At 44.9% G+C, this 21,365-nt stretch carries 22 protein-coding genes; 16 read left to right on the top strand and 6 right to left on the bottom strand.

The window, feature by feature from the left end; all coding sequences use genetic code 11:
• The 12 genes from FSB76_RS32425 (at window position 1) to FSB76_RS00995 (ending at window position 13,425) form a co-directional block, all read left to right on the top strand.
• On the top strand, window positions 1-1,155 hold the full coding sequence (locus tag FSB76_RS32425) for an N-6 DNA methylase (protein ID WP_225976381.1): 1,155 nt from the start codon (window positions 1-3) through the stop codon (window positions 1,153-1,155).
• The gene (locus FSB76_RS32420) at window positions 1,152-1,859 is read left to right on the top strand and encodes a hypothetical protein (protein WP_225976380.1); all 708 of its coding nucleotides are present in this window, start codon (window positions 1,152-1,154) and stop codon (window positions 1,857-1,859) included. Before FSB76_RS32425 ends, FSB76_RS32420 begins: the two co-directional genes overlap by 4 nt.
• On the top strand, window positions 1,778-5,458 hold the full coding sequence (locus FSB76_RS01045) for a helicase-related protein (RefSeq protein ID WP_225976379.1): 3,681 nt from the start codon (window positions 1,778-1,780) through the stop codon (window positions 5,456-5,458). Before FSB76_RS32420 ends, FSB76_RS01045 begins: the two co-directional genes overlap by 82 nt.
• Window positions 5,459-5,470: 12 nt before the next feature.
• A complete protein-coding gene (locus FSB76_RS01040) occupies window positions 5,471-6,142 on the top strand; it encodes a hypothetical protein (RefSeq protein ID WP_147051759.1) in 672 nt (223 codons plus the stop codon).
• Between the two features lie 68 nt (window positions 6,143-6,210).
• The gene (locus FSB76_RS01035; protein WP_192910115.1) at window positions 6,211-6,927 is read left to right on the top strand and encodes a YWFCY domain-containing protein; all 717 of its coding nucleotides are present in this window, start codon (window positions 6,211-6,213) and stop codon (window positions 6,925-6,927) included.
• Window positions 6,928-7,526: 599 nt separating this feature from the next.
• Window positions 7,527-9,197 (top strand): group II intron reverse transcriptase/maturase, encoded by a 1,671-nt coding sequence (ltrA, locus tag FSB76_RS01025; protein ID WP_147051758.1) that lies wholly within the window; start codon window positions 7,527-7,529, stop codon window positions 9,195-9,197.
• Between the two features lie 163 nt (window positions 9,198-9,360).
• Window positions 9,361-10,599 carry a type IV secretory system conjugative DNA transfer family protein gene (locus FSB76_RS01020; protein ID WP_225976378.1) on the top strand — a complete coding sequence of 413 codons (1,239 nt, stop codon included), beginning with the start codon at window positions 9,361-9,363 and terminating at the stop codon, window positions 10,597-10,599.
• Window positions 10,589-11,005, top strand: a complete 417-nt coding sequence (locus FSB76_RS01015; protein WP_147051756.1) for a hypothetical protein — start codon at window positions 10,589-10,591, stop codon at window positions 11,003-11,005. Before FSB76_RS01020 ends, FSB76_RS01015 begins: the two co-directional genes overlap by 11 nt.
• A 69-nt stretch (window positions 11,006-11,074) precedes the next feature.
• Window positions 11,075-11,908 carry a hypothetical protein gene (locus FSB76_RS01010; RefSeq protein WP_147051755.1) on the top strand — a complete coding sequence of 278 codons (834 nt, stop codon included), beginning with the start codon at window positions 11,075-11,077 and terminating at the stop codon, window positions 11,906-11,908.
• Complete coding sequence (locus FSB76_RS01005) at window positions 11,905-12,243, top strand: M23 family metallopeptidase (protein WP_147051754.1); 339 nt, start codon at window positions 11,905-11,907, stop codon at window positions 12,241-12,243. Before FSB76_RS01010 ends, FSB76_RS01005 begins: the two co-directional genes overlap by 4 nt.
• Before the next feature lie 141 nt (window positions 12,244-12,384).
• Window positions 12,385-13,005 carry an ankyrin repeat domain-containing protein gene (locus tag FSB76_RS01000; protein ID WP_147051753.1) on the top strand — a complete coding sequence of 207 codons (621 nt, stop codon included), beginning with the start codon at window positions 12,385-12,387 and terminating at the stop codon, window positions 13,003-13,005.
• A 9-nt stretch (window positions 13,006-13,014) separates the two neighbouring features.
• Window positions 13,015-13,425: a bleomycin resistance protein gene (locus FSB76_RS00995; protein ID WP_147060806.1), complete on the top strand. Its 411-nt coding sequence runs from the start codon at window positions 13,015-13,017 to the stop codon at window positions 13,423-13,425.
• Window position 13,426: 1 nt separating this feature from the next.
• Here FSB76_RS00995 and FSB76_RS32795 read toward each other — a convergent pair whose 3' ends face one another.
• From FSB76_RS32795 to FSB76_RS00965, 6 genes are all read right to left on the bottom strand, one after another.
• Window positions 13,427-13,642, bottom strand: coding sequence for a GDCCVxC domain-containing (seleno)protein (locus tag FSB76_RS32795; protein ID WP_147051752.1), 216 nt, complete (start codon window positions 13,640-13,642; stop codon window positions 13,427-13,429).
• 1 nt (window position 13,643) lies between these two features.
• The gene (merTP, locus tag FSB76_RS00985; protein WP_147051751.1) at window positions 13,644-14,246 is read right to left on the bottom strand and encodes a mercuric transport protein MerTP; all 603 of its coding nucleotides are present in this window, start codon (window positions 14,244-14,246) and stop codon (window positions 13,644-13,646) included.
• A complete protein-coding gene (locus FSB76_RS00980) occupies window positions 14,243-14,629 on the bottom strand; it encodes an ArsR/SmtB family transcription factor (protein ID WP_225976300.1) in 387 nt (128 codons plus the stop codon). Before FSB76_RS00980 ends, merTP begins: the two co-directional genes overlap by 4 nt.
• A gap of 202 nt (window positions 14,630-14,831) precedes the next feature.
• Entirely contained in the window at window positions 14,832-15,845 is a 1,014-nt protein-coding gene (locus FSB76_RS00975; protein WP_147051750.1) for a site-specific integrase, read from the bottom strand.
• Window positions 15,832-16,761: a tyrosine-type recombinase/integrase gene (locus tag FSB76_RS00970; RefSeq protein ID WP_225976299.1), complete on the bottom strand. Its 930-nt coding sequence runs from the start codon at window positions 16,759-16,761 to the stop codon at window positions 15,832-15,834. The genes FSB76_RS00975 and FSB76_RS00970 overlap by 14 nt, the downstream gene beginning before the upstream one ends.
• Before the next feature lie 46 nt (window positions 16,762-16,807).
• Window positions 16,808-18,085 carry a site-specific integrase gene (locus FSB76_RS00965; protein ID WP_147051748.1) on the bottom strand — a complete coding sequence of 426 codons (1,278 nt, stop codon included), beginning with the start codon at window positions 18,083-18,085 and terminating at the stop codon, window positions 16,808-16,810.
• A gap of 267 nt (window positions 18,086-18,352) precedes the next feature.
• Between FSB76_RS00965 and FSB76_RS00960 the strand changes: the two genes are divergently transcribed.
• Genes FSB76_RS00960 through FSB76_RS00945 form a run of 4 tightly spaced genes read left to right on the top strand, consistent with a single transcriptional unit; the run spans window position 18,353 to window position 21,340 of the window.
• A complete protein-coding gene (locus FSB76_RS00960) occupies window positions 18,353-19,528 on the top strand; it encodes a zincin-like metallopeptidase domain-containing protein (protein WP_147051747.1) in 1,176 nt (391 codons plus the stop codon).
• Window positions 19,529-20,305: a DUF4099 domain-containing protein gene (locus tag FSB76_RS00955; RefSeq protein WP_147051746.1), complete on the top strand. Its 777-nt coding sequence runs from the start codon at window positions 19,529-19,531 to the stop codon at window positions 20,303-20,305. It begins immediately after the preceding gene.
• Window positions 20,305-20,907 (top strand): hypothetical protein, encoded by a 603-nt coding sequence (locus FSB76_RS00950; RefSeq protein ID WP_147051745.1) that lies wholly within the window; start codon window positions 20,305-20,307, stop codon window positions 20,905-20,907. The genes FSB76_RS00955 and FSB76_RS00950 overlap by 1 nt, the downstream gene beginning before the upstream one ends.
• On the top strand, window positions 20,891-21,340 hold the full coding sequence (locus tag FSB76_RS00945; RefSeq protein ID WP_147051744.1) for a PH domain-containing protein: 450 nt from the start codon (window positions 20,891-20,893) through the stop codon (window positions 21,338-21,340). Before FSB76_RS00950 ends, FSB76_RS00945 begins: the two co-directional genes overlap by 17 nt.
• Window positions 21,341-21,365 lie beyond the last annotated feature (25 nt).

The raw sequence follows: 21,365 nt of genomic DNA, 5'->3' as shown, positions 1-21,365 counted from the left end.
ATGGCATTTAATCCGGTCAGGAAGATGGTAGATAACATCGCGGCCATCCGGATCGCGCTGGACTTCACTGGCCAGCAGCTTTCTGAAACAGAACTGGAAACTTTAAGAAGTTACGCAGGGTTCGGAGGCCTCAAAGCTGTATTATTTCCGCCCGGCGAATTGTCCGAATGGGCCAGGTTAGGTGCCTCAAAAAACGATCTGAAACTTTATCCCGAGGTCATGGAATTGTATGACCTGCTCCAGGAAAAATTAACAGACAAGGAATATAAGGCTGCCATTGATGCCTTAAAAAGCAGTTCCTCAACGGCCTATTATACGCCGGATTATATCCCGGAGGTCATTTATGCCGCGATGGCGGAATGTAATATTTTACCGAAACGTATCTATGAGCCGAGCGCCGGGGCCGGGGTTTTTATCGGAGAAGCGATAAAAGCTTTCGACGATATGGAGCGAATAACAGCCGTTGAGAAAGATATCCTGACAGGTAAGGTGCTGAAGGCGATTTGTTCTACCTATGGTGTTCCGGTAGATGTACAGATCAAAAAGCTGGAAGAAACTACAGCAGCTGAAAAGGCGCAGTCAGATATCGTCATCAGCAATATCCCGTTTGGCAAGATCGCGGTACACGACCCCGCCTATAATAAAAGCGGTATCTCTGCTAAAATACATACCTATTTCTTTGCCAAGGGGCTGGATAAGATCAAAGACGGCGGTATTCTAGCTTATATCGTTACCGATGCTTTCCTGAATAATCCTTCCAATGCCGCCGCGAGGAAATACCTGTTTACATCTGCCGACCTGTTAACCGTTGCCGTACTACCAGCCAATTTAATGAAGGAAAATGCCAATGTGGAAGTAGGCATGCACCTGATCCTGGTGCAAAAGAATGATACCAAAGAAACGCTTACAAAAGCGGAAAGCCAGCTGATCGATACCGTGGAGCGTGAAAATACCTTTGGTAAATACTACCTGAATGCCTGGTTAGCCGATAAAAATGAACTGGTATATGCCGATGAGATCATTGAGGGCACCAATGCAAGGGGCAAAGCCTCACGGCTGGCCTGGCAGAACGGGAAGATGCAGGATATTCTGCCCTTACTCAAAAAACAGCTGATCGCCGGCTTTAATCATTTTGACCGGGCCAAATGGGAATGATCTCTTTTGACAAAAAGCAGGGCCAGCTTAGCCAGTTCACTTTTTTGCCGGTTCCCGAGCAGGGAAAAAACGAAGATAAGCCCAAATTGAGTTTCGGCCAGTTAGGATTGTTCGACGCGCCTGCAAAAGTTGATGGTGACAATAAAGCGCCGGCATATCTGGACGACCTTGACCGGCAATTTATTGACGCGGGCACAGCGCGGCTGATCAGTACCGTCCGTACAACAGCAAAGCCATTGCATGACAGCATCGTATTACTTACTGCCCGTGCCAAAACCAATAACCGCTATAACTATAAACTATACAGTAACCTTTCGGAAATCTCCTTTCCCGGGAAGTGGCTTTCCGGTGTAAACCTCGGGCATGAACTGGATGCGCTTTCAGCGAAACTGAAACATTACGGTTATGATTACCGGTATGAAGGTGACACTTCATTAGAGCCCGCTTTTAAATTATTACCAGATAAGCCCAAGGCTTTTACCGATCTGAAGCCATTTTATACCAAGGATACGCTGGTCATTTTTAACGGCAAGCTTGGCCTGATCGGAGAGCCCCGCAATTTTGAGGCGAAATTTGAGCCCCTGATCCGCAACCGGAGCTGGCATTTTACGAGGACTACCTCGTGCTGCGGGATATTTACCTGGAGCTTTCCGGGCTTGAGAATGAGCACAGCATCCAGTTCCCTGAACTGCGCAAATCCCTGAATTTTTATTACGAGGCTTTTGTAGGCAAATATGGGGAACTCAATAAAAATGTCAACCGTAACCGCATTTTTAACGATGTTGCTTTAGGCTTTAAGATCATATCCTCCCTTGAAATTAAAGACCAGGATAAATTTGTCCGTTCAGATATATTTTACGGGCCGCTTTTTCAGCAAAAAGAGCTGCTAAAAACGGATGACCCTGCCGAAGCGCTGGCACGGTGCCTGAATGATACCGGGCGGGTTGACCTATCGTTTATTTCGCAGATTACCGGCTTAACCGACGGGGAAGTGATCCTTCAGCTGGATAAGCAAATCATCTTAAACCCGCAAACACTTAAATGGGAAACAACCGACAACTATTTGTCAGGTAATGTGGTGGAAAAGTTAAAGACCGCCGAGAAACTCGCGGAAACTGAACCCGAAAACCTGCAATTTGTACGAAGCCTTGCCGCTATCCGGCGGGTGCAGCCAGAAAAGATCCCCTTTGAACTGCTGGACTTTAACCTTGGGGAACGGTGGGTGCCGGTTGAATATTACCAGCGTTTTGCCACAGACCTGTTTAAGCTGGATACCAGGGTTGACTTTTATAACTCCATAGATACCTATAAGGTAAGCTATGCTAAAAAAGGCAATACCATTACCGATGAAGAGTTTTCGGTAACACCAAAGGAAAGTAATAAGATCACCGGCCGCACTTTACTGGAATATGCGCTGCTGAATACCAACCCGTATTTTACTTACCCGGTAGAGCATAATGACAAAGTCGTCCGGGTACCTGATACCGAAGCCATCCAGAATGCACACCGGAAAATCGATAATATCCGGTCACGATACCTGCTTTGGCTGCTGGAGCTGCCGAATGAGGATAAACAGCATTTGGAAAAGCTGTATAACGACACCTACAATTGTTATGCCCTGCGGGAATTTGACGGCAGCCACCTGACTTTTCCAGGCCTTGATCTGAAAGCGCTGGGCATTCCGGGTACCTATTCCTCTCAAAGCAACGCGGCCTGGCGGATCATCCAAAATAATGGCGGATTAATTGACCATGAGGTTGGTTTAGGCAAATCTCTGACCATGATCCTGGCTGCTATGGAAATGAAGCGGCTGGGTATTGTTCATAAGCCAATGATTTTGGCTTTAAAGGCTAATGTTCAGCAGATCACTGATACCTTCCGGCTGGCCTATCCCAAAGCAAAAATTCTGGCACCCGGCGAAAATGATTTTGAACCGGCCAAACGGAAAAGAATTTTTCACGAGATCAAAAACAACAACTGGGACTGCATTATCCTGACACATGACCAGTTCGGTAAAATTCCGCAGTCACCGGAAATTCAACGGCAGATCCTTGAAATTGAACTGGATAACACAGAACAGGATTTATTGAGCTTCCGGGATGCAGGTGAGGAGATCACCCGCGAGATGCTGAAAGGGCTGGAGATCCGTAAGGAAAATCTCGAAGCTAAGCTAAAAGGTATCATGGATGCTATTGAACAGAGAAAGGACAAAGGCATTAATTTCAGTGAGCTGAATGTAGATCATTTGTTCATTGATGAATCCCATAAGTTCAAGAACCTGACGTTCACCACCAGGCATACCAAAGTTGCAGGTCTGGGAAACATGGCCGGCAGTCAGAAAGCGCTCAATATGCTCTTCGCGATTCGCACCCTGCAGGAGAAGAATGACTCAGACCTTTGTGCCACATTTCTTTCAGGAACACCGATTTCCAATAGCCTGACGGAAATGTACCTGATTTTTAAATACCTCCGGCCACGGGAACTGGAAAGACAACGTATCTCCAACTTTGATGCCTGGGCGGCGGTGTATGCACGAAAAACGGTTGATTTCGAATTTACGGTCACCAATGAGATTCGGGCAAAAGAACGATTCCGTCATTTTATCAAAGTACCGGAACTGGCGCTTTTTTATAACCAGATCACCGATTACAAAACGGCCAAACATATCAATCTCGATAAGCCGGAAATCGATGAAGTCCTGGTCAATATTAAACCGACACCGGATCAGCAGGATTTTATCAAACGGCTCATGCAATTCGCCAAAACAGGGGATGCCACCCTGATCGGCAGGCGACCGCTGACCAAAGATGAGGATAAAGGTCGGATGCTGATCGCTACTAACTACGCCAAGAAAATGGCGGTAGATATGCGGCTGGTCAATCCCGAAAAATATGGCGACCATCCTGGTAATAAGGTCAATGTCTGTGCCCGGACAGTAGCGGAGATCTACCACGAAAGTACCCCGCATAAGGGCACGCAGATCATTTTCAGCGACATTGGTACGCCTAAAACCAGTGAATTCAATGTGTATGATGCCTTACGGGATAAGCTGGTGACTGATTTCAACATTCCGGCAAACCAGATCACCTATATTCATAACTGGGCAACAGATAAACAGCGTAAAGAGCTGTTTAAAAAAATGAATGCCGGGGAGATCCGGATCCTGATCGGCAGTACCGAGAAAGCGGGCACCGGTTTAAATGTTCAGGAACGGATCGTTGCCATGCACCACCTGGATATACCGTGGAAACCCTCGGAACTGGAGCAACGTGATGGCCGTGGAGCCAGACAAGGTAACTGGCTCGCCAAAAAGTTCTATGGCAATAAAGTGCGGAACTTTATATATGCCGTAGAGCAATCACTGGATAACTATAAGTTCAACCTGCTCAAAAACAAGCAGATCTTCATTAGTCAGATGAAGAATAACGAGCTGGCAGTGCGTACCCTGGACGAAGGTGCAATGGATGAGCAAAGCGGCATGAGCTTCTCGGAATACATCGCCATATTATCAGGAGACACCTCTTTACTGGAAAAGACCCGTATCGAAAAGAAGGTAGCTGAACTCGAGGGCTATAAAGCTGCTCACTTCAAAGAAGTTGCCCGGAGCAGGTACTTGCTGGAAGACCTCGAAAAGAAAAGCAGGGATACCCAGGTTACACTCGATATGGTGCGTACTGATGAAATCGCTTACAAACAAGTGTTGAAATATGATGCTGATGGAGCCAAGCTTAATCTGTTACGACTGGATGATACGTTTGAGCCTGATACAGTTATTATCGGTCAGAAACTGATAGACCTATACAAAAACTGGTATCCCGGGGATTTTAACCAGCCTGATTTGCATTTGGGTGAATTATATGGCTTTGACCTGTACATCAGGCGGAAGTTGCAAACGGTGGAGACAGAATTTAGCAGCAGGATCGACCATGTTACCTCCCTTTATGCAGAAAGCCGTACCACCAGCATTAAATATATGCAGAATGGAGGGGCTCCGAATATCGACAATCCCAAACTTGCGGCCCGGTATTTTTTAGACGCGATCAATAGGGTAGTTGGTATGGCGGAAAGCTATGAGAAAGAACTTTCCGGTATCAATAAACAAATTCCGGAAATCCGGGAACTCACACAGCGGCCATTTGAACAGGAATATGAGCTTGCTTCATTGAAGCGCGAACTGGACAGGCTGGAACTGGAGATCAGCCAAAAAATCGCGGAAAGTGAAAAGCAGGCCCAGGCGGAGCAATTGTTACCTAAAGAAGAAACATCTATTGAAGTAGAGACGCCGGTGTTCATACAACGCTGATAATTCAACAACATGATAAAGACAGATGATTATAACGGCCCCTTCCCGGTGGTTGAACTGGAAGGGGTTCCATTTTATGTGAACGGGTATCTGATGGCGCTCGTAGAAGTTGCGAATCCCGACAACCAAATCACGATGTATGACCTCATGTGCCTGGATGACCATGTAGAGCTCTGGTATGATCCCGTTACTAAAAATGCTTTTGAAGGGCTCCCGGTTGGAATACTGCCCGATAGGGTGAAATTATTTTGGCTTTACCCCATTGATGCACTCGATCCCTTAGGTAAAAATGCCTGGATGGATGAATTTCGCCCTGGTTGGCGGAAGCATTACCCTGTTGACTTACCTGTTGTTCAAATTGCAGGAAAAGGTTTCTTTATTGACGAAAAGCGCAACGCCTTTCGGGATACAGAAAACTATTGGAACCAAATCAAGTTTGCGGATGTATTTAAGCATAACGGGAAAACCGGTGTTTATATCGATACCAATGTGCTCCAGGTACCATTTCCGCATGAATTGAATCCCTATGCCCCGCCGGCTGTGCTCCCTGAGCATATCATTTTCGCAGAAGTTCCTGACGGGCGCCATACAGCGTTTTTATTAGAAACATATAACAGTGCTCACCATACCCGGGACCCCGCGCCTCAAAAAGGGCCGGACGGCACACAGGGAATGAGCCGCTAAGTCAATTCATTTGACTATAAGCCACCCGCAAAACCCGGTGTCTTTTTAATTTTTAATCCGTTTTCAGCATGGAGGAAACGCGTGAACAGCAAAAACTTCACGGTTTTTTGCAATGTGCCATTTACATATCCGTAGGCCTGGAAGCCGCCATTTTTATTTATCACGATGCCTCTTTTTGGGGCATTTTTTTTAGCCCGCTGGATAAGATCAGTCACTTGATTATTTACTCGAAACTGGTCTATAGTAAACTGGCCACATTTGGCCTGATCTGCCTGGTCAGCATCGGTACGCTGGCAAAAAAGGAAACAGACCTCGACCCAAAAAAACACATAGCCTACCCCCTTACACTCGGGCTGTTTTTGTTCTTCGGCAGCCTGGCCTTTCAGGGCCGTGACTCCCCGATAGCGTTCGCCTATACCACCTGGTACGCTTTGTTGTACATGATTTGTTCGTTTTTCGGGGCGCTCCTGGTGAGCGTGTCGATGGACAACATCTCCAAGATGATCAGCTCCGGTTTAGGCAAGGATATCTGGAATACCGAAGCCGAAAGCTTTATGCAGCCGGTGAAAAGGGTAGAAACCCCGTATTCGGTGAACATTCCCATGCTTTTTTACTATAAGGGCAGGGTACGGAAGGGCTGGGTCAATATCTGCAACGTTTTCCGGGGTACAATGGTGATCGGTACCCCTGGCTCCGGGAAGAGCTTTTCAATTGTAAACCCGTTTATCAGGCAATTGATTGCCAAGGAGTTTGCGGTTTGCCTGTACGATTTCAAGTTCGTGTGAAACGAAGCTGTGTAAGTAATGGTTCAACGAAGATTGAACCTATTGTTTCGTCAATAGTAGCCTAAGGGCACATGCATTATGAGTAATCGTTTTGTGTGAAGCTGCTCTGACAAAGTAACCCTCTCACCGCAAGTGAGGAAGCAGAAGCCGTGAGGTGAAAGCAACGATGGCAAGCATTATGCTGTCGGGGAGCAAGGCTGAAGGTATGGTCAACGAAAGTGAACTATCGTTCAAACATCGTTAAGTCGAACAAGCCAAATTATGCTGATAGGCTTGAACCAAAAGGTGAAGCAGTTGGATAACCTCCTGAATTTTGGGGTTACACGAACAACAGAACTGCCGGTGTAGAGATAGGACCTAACCCTTCGATGTTACTTACACGGAACGTTGTAAGCCCGTATCGCTCCTGCTGGCGCAGGAAAGCAAGCCGTAAGGTGAGCCGACAGCGGTGCGGGTAGAGGATTGCAGAGAAAGCGAAGGCCGCTTTGTAATGAAGTGGATAGGAGTTTAAACGTCACTCCACACGAAAGTGGGCAGACTTCTGCATATGGTAATTCTTTTACAAGAAACTTTTAGAACTTTTTAAAGGAGGAAAGCAAATGAACGTTAGTAAAAACACAGCGTGTGCGCCTTCTGACAAAGAGGTCAGCAATTGGAACAACATTGATTGGGACAAATGCAAGAATGGAGTTAGAAAGCTACAAGCACGTATTGTAAAAGCTCAGAAAGAAGGTAAACACGGTAAGGTTAAATCCTTGCAGTGGGTACTTACGCACTCTTATCACGCCAAAGCTTTGGCAGTTAAGAGAGTAACCTCTAACCGAGGTAAGAACACGGCTGGTGTAGACCAAGTTATTTGGGTGACACCAGCAGAAAAATTAAATGCGATTTATGATTTAAAGAAACGTGGCTATAAGCCACAGCCGTTGAAACGGGTCAACATTAAAAAGAGCAACGGGAAACTACGCCCATTAGGGATTCCAACGTTGAAAGACAGAGCAATGCAGGCTTTATATCTGATGGGGCTGGAACCTATAGCTGAAACAACTGCCGACAAACACTCCTATGGTTTTAGGAGAGAAAGAAGCACTATTGACGCTATATCCCAAAGCCATCAACTTCTTGGACGCGGTCGGTTCTCACCAACATGGGTGTTTGAAGGCGATATAAAAGGATGCTTTGACAACATCAGCCACGCATGGCTATTGGAAAACATTCCAATGGATAAAACCATGCTTAAACTGTGGCTGAAATGTGGTTTTGTCTTCAACGGTGAATTATTCCCAACGGAAGATGGTACTCCGCAAGGGGGAATAATTTCTCCGACTCTTTCTAATATGACCCTGGACGGTATGGAACGCATGCTCCGTGCCAAATTCCCTGACAAAACAGTGAACGGAAAGCGCTATTATTCAGCCGTTAGGTTGGTGAGATACGCTGACGACTTCATCGTTACGGGAAAGACACAAGATGTACTGGAAAATGAAGTTAAGCCCGCTGTGATGGCGTTTTTGAACGAGAGAGGACTTATCCTTTCGGAAGAGAAAACTAAAGTCACGCACATTGATGAAGGTTTCGACTTTCTTGGCTACAACATTCGCAGGTACCGCAATGGCTCTGTACTGACCAAGCCGTCAAAAGACAGCGTTAAGAAATTCTTGCTGAAGACCAAGGAAATAATCAGTTCCAATAAATCTGCCAAGCAGGATACCTTAATAAGATTGTTAAACCCGGTCATTGCTGGTTGGGGCAACAACTTCAAGCACGGTGTTTCCTCGGATATATTTCAGAATTGCGACCATTTGATTTTTCAGAAACTCTGGAGATGGTGCAGAAGACGTCATTCCAATAAGGGCAAGAGATGGGTAAAGGACAAATACTTCCAATCTATCGGAAACAGAAACTGGTGCTTTACATGGACGAAAAAGGGAACTGAAGCGAAGAATTACCTTACGCTACAACTCTTATCCGACATTGGCATATCCAGAAATGTGAAGATACAGGCGGAAGCAAATCCATTTGACCCTACATGGCAACCGTACTTCGACAAGCGCGAAACGTACAAGATGCTGCAAACCCTTAAAGGAAAGAAGTCGCTTCTCAATCTATGGGAGAAGCAAAAGCGCAAATGTCCAGTATGCGGCAACAAAATTGACAGGGAACTACCTTGGGGTACTTGCAAAAGTATCGTCAACCATAAGGTCGTTCACCAACTTGTCCATGATAGCTGCCGCAGAAGTGTTTACCTTAAAAAGAGGGCTTCATTATGAGGCTGCCTATTATTTAGGTGGTTATTACTTGAGCCGTATGAGTAGGAAACTCTCACGTACGGTTCTTTGAGGAGAAGGCGGGAGCAATCCCGCTGACTTACTCGACCCGGATCTCGGGCATATCGCTTATTACCATTACCTATTAGCAAAACAACACGCGAAATTGAAAGACTATGCTTTCCATGTCATCAATCTGAACGACATGGCGAAAAGCCGGCGTATCAATCCCTGGCGGGCCGATTATATTAAATCCCTGGCTGACGCCGCCGAAACCGCTGAGGCATTGGTGGAAGCACTAAAAAAGGGTGACCGGTCTGGAGGCAGTGACCAGTTCTTTACGCAGTCCGCAATTAACTTTTTGACCTCCTGTATTTATTTTATGAGTAAATACAAAGGCGGAATATACTCAAGCTTCCCGCACGTTTTGGCGCTGCTCAATCGCTCTTACGAGGAAATATTCAATGCCTTAACGGCTGAGCCTGAATTGCGCTCATTGTTATCACCATTCATGACAGCATTCGACGCCAAGGCATTTAACCAGTTGGAAGGGCAGATCGGTACGCTCAAGATCTTTATCAGCCGTTTGGCGACCAAAGAAACGTTTTGGGTCTTTTCGGGCAATGACTTTGATCTGAAAATATCTGACAGGGCAAACCCGGGCATGCTGGTATTGGCCAATGACCCGAATACTCAAAATATCAATTCGGCCTGCTATTCGATCATCATCAACAGGCTCACCAAGCTTATTAACACCAAGGGGAACCTGCCCTCTGCATTAATCGTAGATGAGGTACCTACCTTATTCGTTCACCGCGTGGAAAATTTAATTGCAACTGCCCGGTCAAATAAGGTAGCTGTACTGATGGGATTGCAGGAATTGCCGCAATTCAATCAACAGTACGGCAAGGACACAGCCGCAACAATTACCTCAGTCGTTGGTACCGTGCTGTCAGGCTCCGTCCGGAACAAGGAAACACTCGAATGGCTGGAGCGGCTCTTTGGCAAATCCAAGCAAATTGGTGAGGGGCTGTCCATTGACCGTAATAAAACTTCTACTTCCCTGAATGAAAAACTGGAAGTATTGATCCCCGCGGGAAAAATCGCCTCGCTCAATTCGGGGGAGTTAGTCGGGATGGTCGCTGCCGACGCGCAGGAAAAGTTTACAGGAAAATTTGAAACGTCAGCGGTCAATTGCCGGGTTAACCTCGATATGGAAGAGATCAGGCGGGAAGAAAAGGGTTATAAACCTTTACCCACCTTTTATGATTTCGGTGGCCAGATGGATGAGAAGCTTCGCCAGAATTTTAACCACATCAGCCGGGAAATCCAGGAAATGGTAATGGCATTCAAGCCACCTGCATTACCGGTACCGGCTAAAATAAGTCTTAAAAATGATAGATGAACAAAATTTAAAAGGAACAGTGGTCATGCTGCATCCCGAAATGTGGGAAGCACATGCTGACACAGAGGGTGTAATAGGAGAGATCGTCAAAGCTGATCCAGCCCGTGATGACTTCTATGTTAAATACGGTGATGGAGCCGAACCACGCCTTCACAGCTCGGATGCCCTTATGGTACTGAAGGAACCGGACGAGATCTATGAATACCTGCAGAACCATTCGGCCGATATCTCCCCCTTTGATTTTAAAGATCTGAAAACGATTGCCCTTTTAACGGATCGGGGTACCCTCAAACAAATGCGAACTGCGATGGAACTGGTGGAGAAGAATGAAAGTATTCGCGACGCCAGTGTGATGTCGCTTGACAAAATTATCCGCCTTCAGCAAAACAAAGGGCTGGATAGATAGGCACAGCGAAGGAGGCTTTAGCAGCATTCAGCAGAATGAATATTTCAACGAAAATTTAGTGCAACAATTATGAAACAGCATAATGCCATTGGCTCAATGGTCATGGTTAGCCCCGTACTCTGGTCATCTGATTACATGGGCAGGATCGGTACAATTGAAAAAAGGGACCTTATAGCGGACAAAATTGGGGTAAGATTTGAAGATAAAGAAATGGATTGGTTTAGCGCTAAGAACTTGTTTGTGCTGAGACCGGCTGGGGAACTCATTGAATTGGCAGAAACTAAAAGATCGGTGTTATGGCCGCCAATCCCCGAAAACCTAAGAACCCTGGCCCGGTTACAAGCATCCGGATCCGATAAAAAATTAAAGCAGGCGTTTGAAATGGTGCAGGACGACCCCGAACTCCATCGTTGGGCCACAATTCGCCTGAATGAGGTACTCAACCTCGCCGCCCGGGGAAAAAGCCACCAGATAGAATTTCAAACATTAAATACTATGGAAAAGGAAAATTTAAACGGAACCCTTGTTCTGGTCTTGCCGGATCTGGAAAATGATCCAGCGACGAAACTGGGACAGATCGGGGTAGTGACCTACGCCAGGTCATCATCTGAGAACTATGTACGTTTCCCGGAAGGAAACGAAGCCATTTACCCCGCTGGACAGGTGCTGAAACTCAAAGACAAACAGCAGGTTTTAGACGATCTGACGAAAAATGGCTCGTCGATGCCCCTTGATGATTTTAAGGCTATGTATAAGATCATGTTACTGCAGGACAGGGGGACATCCCAGGCCTCATTTTCAGCGCTCGCAATCGCGAAAGATAATCCCGGTGTGCGGGACAGTGTGCTGGAATCCATTAACCCGGCACAAAAGCAGGAACTGACCCAATCCCGCGGCCGATGAAAATATTGATCAGCATTTGCCTGGTCTGCCTGCCCCTCAATCATCTTACAATAAATTCTGATTTCGGTTACCGGCTCCACCCGCTTACCGGCAAATACGGCCTGCACGCAGGTGTTGATTTTAAAGCCCGGCATGACACCGTGTATGCAATCCTTAACGGCCTGGTTAAATCAATGGGCTACGATGATAGACTCGGCATTAACATCCATCTGAAGCATGGCGATGTAGAATCCATTTATGGCCACCTAAGCCAGGTTTTAGTAGGCCCACAGGACACTGTAACGGCTGGTGAACCTATTGGCATTACCGGTTATGTAAAGCCTCACGTTATGTAATGAAATGGGGTTTAAATCACTTTTCAAAGCGTACTCGTGTGATTTCGCTTTACATAAATTTTTAGTATTTCAACCATTCGCATTTATTGCTACTCAATTCAATAAGTAATATTTTTTAGCTTTGAGATAAACAATGCGACGATGTTGGCAAGCCAGTTATTCAAGTTAGTTACCCAAGGAGATCTTCAGCAGCTAAGGGCTGTACTTGAGGCTGATCCAAGTATTGCCAATACCGGCGTTCCATGTAGCGACGCTCAGCCGGAGATGAAAGGGCATCCCCTTCATCGGATATGCGACGTAGTATTTGCCGGCGCAATCACTGATGAAAAAGCAATTGAGATCGCAAAAGTGTTGTTGGAGTTTGGGGCAGATATTAATGGTTACAAATCGTCCGGCGACCAAAACACACCACTCATAGCGGCCGCCAGTCTTCACGCTGAAAAGCTGGGAATATTCTATATTGAACAGGGAGCTGATATCGTTTATGCAGACCAAGATGGAGCTACCGCGCTGCATTGGGCTGCTTTCTGCGGCCGTGATCAGTTGGTCGCTGCTTTAATCGCTAAAGGCGCAAACATCAACCAACAGGATACCACTTTCAATTCTACACCAATAGGCTGGGCAGTGCATACTTTAACTTCCGGCGATAGCGGTAACCAGCATAATCAAATAGCCTGTATTCACTTGCTTTTGAATGCCGGGGCAGATAAGGCAGTTTTGGATGCGGACACGCTCGCATACATCAAGACATTAACGGCTTAATAAACCATGATAGACTTCAAACAAAGCATTCCGGCTTTACCTGTCGTAAACATTGCCAAGGCAGTAGCATTTTATGAAAGTAAAATGGGTTTTAAAGCGCGTTATCAGGAGGACGGCTTTGCCATCTTAGTTCGGAATAGCGTTGATATCCACCTTTGGGCAGCTTGTGACCAATCCTGGCGCTACAAGTTCTGGCTCGTTTTCCGGCCAATCAGTTGTGGTGCGGAAAGTTTCTTAGCGGGAACCGCCAGTTGTCGAATACAGGTGACCGGGATAGATGAGCTTTATAAGGAAATGAAAGCAACAGGCGTGATCTATAATGCCGAAACGGTAGTCGAAGACCAATCATGGGGGCACCGGGATTTCCCTACGCTTGACCTGCATGGCAACCTGATCACTTTTTACGAGATCGTCAAATAGCTTATCCGCAGCAGGAACTCCCTTGCTGTATCGGCGGACATTTCACCGTACCGTAACTGCAAAAAACACAGCAATCACCAGCCAGCGGCTTTAGGGTCGTTTTGCAGGCCTCACATTCATAAAAGTACTGGCAGGCATTGGTAGGCATTTCTTCCTCTTTCTGAAAGCCACAGTTAGGACAGGTAATTACTGAATTAAGTTGGATGGTCGCAGCCATGTTAGTTTTGTTTAATAAGGGTTGGCTGATAGCCTATTTCTTTGATCTTATGATCGATGCTGTCCGCATTGGTTTTATCAGGATCGTATTGAACGATGGTTTGTGCCTTTTCAAATGAGGTGTTGGAGGAAGTTACACCGTTAAGGCTCATCAGCGAGCCGTCAATATGTTTGGTGCAATCCGCACAGCCCATGCCTTTTATATTCAGCCTGATCGACTTAAAGTTGCTTTGCAAAGCAACAGCAGTTGTTTTTGGAGGAGCCTTGTAGAATAGCGCAGAATAATAAGGAAAGGCGGTCAGTACAGCTGCAAACACAGTCACGATCAGCAGGAACTTTTTGGATTGCCAAATGGAACGGCTTGTAGGTGTACAGCAATCTTTTTCTTTTTTCGGCGTAACTACCAATTGCTGGTACCAGGCAAATGCAAATACCAGTACCGTGATACCGATCAGGTAAGGCCGGTAAGGCGCTATCCAATTGAAATAAGTAGCGGCGCCGCTTAATCCGCCAAAGATGGCCAGCAAGGGTGCGATACAGCAAAGGGAGGCGGCTATTGCGGCAATTATTCCACCAATCCAGCCTTTTTGAGTTGCTTCTTTCATGCTTTTGCTTCGCTTAATGGTTCCTGTATGATCTGGAAGAATGGTTGCAACAACGTAATTTGAACAGGGTTAACCGAATAAAAAACAGTTTGCCCGGATTTGCGCGAACAGATCACGCCGCCATCCTTTAGTTTACGCAGGTGCTGCGATACGGCCGGAATCGTCATGGTAAGGATATCACTTAAATCGCAGGGACACAGTTCCTGCTCCTGTGCCAAAAGGAATAATATCTTTAAACGGACTTCATTACCTGCTAAGGCCACGACCTGTGCAAGATCAGTAAAAGCCTGCTGATGTGTTTTCACGGTCTCCCGGCAGTTTTTGATCTGCCCGCTGTCCGCAAATATTCGTGTGCAACTATCCATGGCAGCAAATATAAGCATTTAAGCAATTGCTTAAATAACAATTTCCTGTTCTCTCATCAAAATAGGAATTTTGCAGTTGTTGGAACTCCTGTGCCTGCTATTATCGTTACGCATAATCGTGCTTTCCAAAAGGGTGTTCACATTATTAAGGAATGAAGGGATGCTGTACTAAAGCACCCCTTCATTAATACCCTCATCACTTACACTTTCTACAACATCGTTAGAACTTTTTAAGCCAGGTTAACAGATTGTCGTCCTGTGTCCATCGGGGTTTTTCATTCGGACTGACATTAACATATACTTTTTCGATGGCTTCGCGTTTTTGTTTGGAATCGGCCCTGGCATAGATTTCAGTGGTTTGGATAGAGACGTGCCCAAGAATATCACGAATGTAGACCAGATTGACTCCAGCCTGAAGCAAATGCATTGCCTTTGAATGCCTTAGAGAGTGGCAACTAATCTGTTCCGGTATCAGACTTTGATTCTGTTTCCTTGCAATTGCAGCATATTTATTAAGGATGTGGTTAAGGCCTGCGCGGGTAAGTTTATCTTTTCGACTGTTAAAAAAGAGTGGATACATATTGGCCGAGTAATCATTTAACATATGCTCTTTCATATAGTGAACGAGATGTTCTGTCTGCGCATCCAGCATCGGTATTATCCTTGCCTTATTGCCTTTGCCAATAACTTTGATTGTTGGGGGTTTGTTAAACCTGATCATCGATGGCGTCAAATCGATGATCTCCTGTACACGTGAACCAGTATCATACATCAAGGAAAGGAGTGTTAAGTCACGTCTTCCTCTGATCGTAGTGATATCCGGTTGTTGCAAAAGGAGTTTTATTCCGTCAATCGTTAAGTAGTTCATTGTCTCCTTTGGGGCATTTTTGAACTTAATAGAAAGTATTTTTTGGCTTTCATGCATATGCTCTAAACTTTCAAGCTGCAAATACTTATAAAAGGAATGAATAGCTGCTAAACGTGAGTTTCGTGTTGCTCCGCTGCATTTTCTTTCTTTTTGAATCCAGTCCAGAAATTGCAAGATGGTTTCCTTAGTGATTTTATCGAGTGTAAGTTTTTCGATTTTTATATGCAACTTTTCTTGAGTGAACTTTAACAATAAAACGAATGTGTCTCTATAGGCAGCAATAGTATTGCCGCTGGCACCTTTTTCACATGGCAAATACCGCGATATGAAATCGGAAATGTATTTTGAAAAGTCAGTCGGTTTCATAGTTCTTATATTTAGGAAATACATCCTGACAGATCAGATTCACATCTTTGATTAGATCAGGGTAAATGTGCTTGGTTAATCGTACATATTGATTGGTTGACTCAAGGGACTGGTGCCCCAGGTATGTCGAAAGTATAGGCAATGAAACATACAAATCGATCCCGGATTCGGCCATATTAGCGAGTGAGGTAACTGCAAAAGTATGTCTGAGGTCATGAACACGAGGACCCTGGTACATTCCAATATAGGGTATTCCTGCCTGCCTAAGGCACCTTCTAAACCAAACACCTACTGTTGCAGGAGAAGGCTGACTGCCATCAAGTTTCACAAAGAAATACTCAAAAGACCTCCTGCGCGGCATTTTGTTTCGATAACTTATATAGTGTCTGCAAGCTTCCGCTAATGTTTCAGATATGGGAACTATCCTTTCTTTGCCATTTTTGCTATCCCGGACGCGTAAGTAATTTTCAAGAAGGTTAACGTCTTCATTTTTTAAAGCCAATGCTTCGCCTATCCGTATTCCGGTGCTGTACAATGTCCTGATTAATAGCGGCAGGCAGATCAAAGCGCAACTCGTGCAGGAATTTGCAATCCTTAATTTGTCAGATGCTTCAAATAATGCGTTAACTTCAAAAGGTGAATAGATGTGCGGAATAAATGTTGTTTTTGGAGGCGGCGGTAGTTTGGGTATATAAGATTGGATGCCAAAACCACACAAAAAAGTCGAAAAATGATTAAGACAAATTGCTCTCTGATAATGGTTTCTTGAAGACTCATTGAGGGTCTTTTTTATCCAGAGATCTGCAAATTCCTTTGATATGCCTTGTGTAATTTGACCGCTTTCGGTAGCAAGAACATCAATTGATAATAATAATTTGGCATCTTTTACAAACTTAAAGCCAAGTTTTCTTTTCATGGTGATGAACTGTTGTATATGGTCGCTATATACACTATTATAATCCTTAGTCATAAAAAGCACCTCCTTTCTGCTCGTAGAAGTCGATAGCTACAGGTGGGACATCGAGCACACACTGCTTCATGGATTTGAAATCTATTCGTAGATAATATCGGGTAGATTCAGTGCTTGCATGGCCGAGCACTTCCGAGATTACAGGAAGAACAGTGCTTTCTTCGAGCATTCTGGATACAAGGCTATGACGCAGTGCATGAGATCCGGATTTCCTTCCTTTTGTATCAATTCCAGATTTGACGAATGCCGCTATAACCGTGTCAGAAACTAAACCACCGTCGCATTTTCGTCCATATGGTGGTTTTTCTTTCAAAAAAACGTAAGGTTCCTCTGAGTTACGCCGGCCATACTTTAAATAATCAATAATAGCGTTACCGACATCCGGTAATAAAGGGACAACCAATTCCTGTCCAGTTTTATATTGATTTATTTCGATAGTCGATTTCGTCCATTGCAGGTGTTCAAACTTTAAATTGGCTATATCGGAAGCTCTGAAACCCAACCTGACAGCCATAAGGATCATGGCATAGTTTCTTTTGCCTATCGCACTCGACCTTTCTATCGACGAGAGTAATTGTACAATTTCCTTTTCCGAATAGGTTGACGGCAGTTGTGGCTGACTGGCAGATTTATAACTGGGTATGCTAACAGAATAGTCAATTCCTAAAAGCTTTTGTTCAAAGGCATACTTAAAAAAAGCCCTTAGCGATGAAACTGCGCCACCCCTGCGACGACCTTTAATACTTCGCGGGTCACTTAAAAAAAGAAGGATAGTGGCAAACTCAATGTCTGCGATGGTTGCAATATTGGCTTTGTTGCAAAACTTTAAGAACATTGAAAGGTAGTTCTTATGGGTTTCAAAAGTATCCCCTGACCATCTACATTCCGTTCGCTTGTATTCCAGAAATGAGACGAATAGATCGCCGATTGGACCGTTAAGTATAATCTTAGGTTTGCCTGGTTTGAAGGCGTTCAGTTTAATACTAATACCGCCTTTTTCGGCAAATTCTGTTAACGTCTTAACGCAATTATAGACGCGTTTTTCGCTCTCTGAAAGCTCGAATTTATTTCGGCCTCTCAAATCGTCAGCAAGGAATTGTTTTTCTACTTCTTGATTATAGGTCCTGATTCCGTTTAAGCCCATAAATGATCGGACTCGTCTCCAATACCTTGTGTATTCATCAATCGTCCTTTCGCTAAGGTCAAATTGAGATTCCAGGTAACGTGTCGCATTGGACATTAATTCATTAAAGTCCCTGATGTGTTCCATATTACAACTATTTAAATGTGAATAATTGCAATAAAACTCAGGAATTATTATGTAAAGGAATCAGGGAATGAGTATCTATAAATCAGGTTGTTATAAGAATACTATACATATTAATACACTTTGCATAACCGGTGTTATGTGAAGTTTTACATAATACCGGTGCGACTGGCCGTGTAACCGGCGAGCATCTGCACTTCAGTATCTGCTACAGGCACAAATACATCAATCCAATTAAATTTTTATATGAACTGCTAATTAAACAAGAAAATGAGCAAAAATTTCAAAGCACTTCCCATTCAGCTTTCAGACAAGCTGATAGCGGAAATTAAAGAGGGTAATTCCTTATTTCAAAAACCGGTAAAAGAAAACGGGATGCCCGCTTTCGTAAAACCCATTAACCCGACCACGGGAAAAGGCTATAGCGCGATGAATGCACTGGCCCTTGGGATGCAGCGGCGTGACGACCCACGCTGGATGTCGGCAGACGCCGCCCGTTATGCCGGAAACTGGGTAAAAGAGGGTGAAAAGGGTACGCTGATTGAGTTTCCAAAAACAAGCGATATACAGGCCATTCGAACCGCCGAAGGTAAAACCATAAAAGACGACAAGGGGGTTACCCAAACCAAAACGGTTGAATTTGAAAAGCCGCAACAGGGAAAAGCTTTCCTGTTCAATGCGGAACAAATGAAGGATGTCACGCCTTTACAAGAGTTTTTGGCGAAACAGGAAGAAGGTCAAACTTTATCGCCGGTTGAACGCGCGGAAAAACTGATCGAAGATAGCAAGGCAGTCATCATTCATGGTGGTCAGGAAGCATATTATGATAAAAAACGTGATGCTATCTTTTTACCCGAAAAGGAAACATTTGAGAATGAGACCAAATACTACCAGGCCGCCATTCATCAGCTCGCGCATTGGTCAGGTCATGAAAGCCGGCTGAACCGCCCAATGGAAGGGAAATTCGGCTCGCAGGATTATGCTCGGGAAGAAATGCGGGCAGCAATTGCCGGTATCCTGATCGGTGGCGAACTGAAGATCGGCCATAACTTCGGCCAGAAGGACGCCTATATGAGCAGTTTTGCCAGGATATTAAAGGATGAGCCTTTTGAGATAGCGAAAGCTTCGCGCGACGCGCAAAAGATCGCCAACCTCTTATTGGGTGTTGATCAAAAGCGTGAACAAAAACAAAGTACGGATATTGGTTTCAAGAAAGGCGATGAGATCGCTTACCTCGATACTACTTATAAAGTACTGGAAACCCATAAAAATAAAAGCATCAAAGTAGAAGACGCAGACGGCACCCGCAAGGTGCTGAAACCAGACTATGGCCTGTATAAATCCCTTCTTGAGGCGAAAGCAAACCCAAGAGAACCAGAAATGGAACAGAATGAGGGGCAAGGTCAATCGCAGGAACAAGAACATAATTATCAAATGCAAAGATAAATGAACCTGGTTAATTATCATGATGGTGATCTCCCGATCAAGGATCTGGAGACCATCGGGCTGGCGGCAGGGGGTCAGCTCCTGTTAAATGTAGACGATTTAAAGGCCTTGCTTTCAGGTCGCCGTACCGGTTTAATGGAATTGCACGATCTTGAAGCAGAGAATATCAAGATCAAATCCCTCAATGCTAAGATCTCCCTTATGCCTAATAAAATGGGTAAACTTGATCTGCTCATTCATCCCATTTACCACAGAGCGATCACACCCGATTTCCTGGATGAAAACGAAGCGCAACAACTGCAGAAAGGGGAAGTAGCAAGCATTCTCAAAATCACAACCGATAAAAAGGGTAATAAAAAGGAGATGTTGATCGAATATGATGCCGAAACAAGAGAATATATCGTTTCTGACACCGAAAAGATCCTCGTACCGGATATGGTTAATAATGAGTTTTTGACGCCTGCTCAAAAAGAGAATTACCGCAAAGGCAAGGAAGTAGAAATTGCCGACGGTACCAGGTTTAATTATTCAGGTGTTGACCATCACGGCATCCGCTCTAATAAACTGGCGTTGGTGGCATCTGTCCTGATCGATGGCGGCTTATCCTATATGGTTTACAAAGGATTGAATGCTTTATTTAACAAAAAACACGACCCGAAAGTGGCTGAGAAATTGAGTCCGGGTTATTACAGTTCCATTAAGGACGTCGAAGACCAGCGACCTTCCAATCCAAACGAAGTTTCCCGTTCTTATACCCGAAGCGGGAGATCACGTTGATGAATGTGCTGTTAACAGAGCTTGGTGTTTCTCCAGAAATCCAGGCCTTTTTTTGTGCCACCGGCGACCTCTTATTTGATTATGACGGTCAGCAGGAACATTATGGATCAGGTTTTCACAAAATCCCGACAACCCCCAATCTGTGGGTAGCCGGAAATGAAACAGCGAATGAGGTCATTGTGTCCTACTCGGCAATGGAAGCCATGGCCTTTATCGCTATCAACCGTGCACGTTATGCTAACCTGCAACAATTGGCGTTTGTCGCCATCGGCAACCGATTACAGCAAGGGCAGGCAGACTGGCTCAGGCAAACATTTCCTAAGCGAAAATTTACATTGCTATTCGGCAAAGATGAGTTAGGCCACCTGACTGATATTAAAGTGGCTGCCGGTATCCGGAATATGGCGATTCAAATTCATCATACCGGCCAAAGCCGGCAGGTGCTCATAGATCATAAAGGCAAGCTCGTTGTTTTTAAATACGGGGAAGTCAGCCTGAATCGTTATAAACAGGCCTTCCAAATTCGTGACCGTATCCGTACCCGTAAGCCAATCCAATCATTAACATTTTTAGATCAATTGAAATATGACGCAGAACGATGATATTGTATTAAAGCCAGCGGTAGTGTTTACCTTTTTTAAAGTCCTGCCCCTGATTTTACTGGCCCTCACTTTTCTTTTACTGGCCTGGTGGCTGTCGCCATACTTTATTTTATTCAGCTTTGCAGTATGCGGGGCCGCATGGTACCGTATACTGTATATTCGCAGTTTTCAATATTTATTTACAGCAGAGTATATCCGCATAACTCGTGGGATTTTCTTTAAACGGATCGATCAGGCGGAGATGTTCAGGGTGAAAGATTTCATTATTACCCAATCTTTCGCATTGCAGCTATTCAAGTTGATGAACCTGACACTGATAAGCACGGATAACTCCAATCAGGTCATTTATCTACAGGGTATTCCGGAATCTGATATCGTTGATACGATTCGCAATAGGGTAGAGGAGACCCGCCGCCTAATATTTACGAATTAAATTAGGAAAATGCTTGTATGCTGCT

This window comes from Mucilaginibacter ginsenosidivorax, from assembly GCF_007971525.1.
Lineage (GTDB): Bacteria > Bacteroidota > Bacteroidia > Sphingobacteriales > Sphingobacteriaceae > Mucilaginibacter > Mucilaginibacter ginsenosidivorax.
Note: the sequence above shows the minus strand (reverse complement) of the source record. Positions and strands in the feature narration are given on the sequence as shown.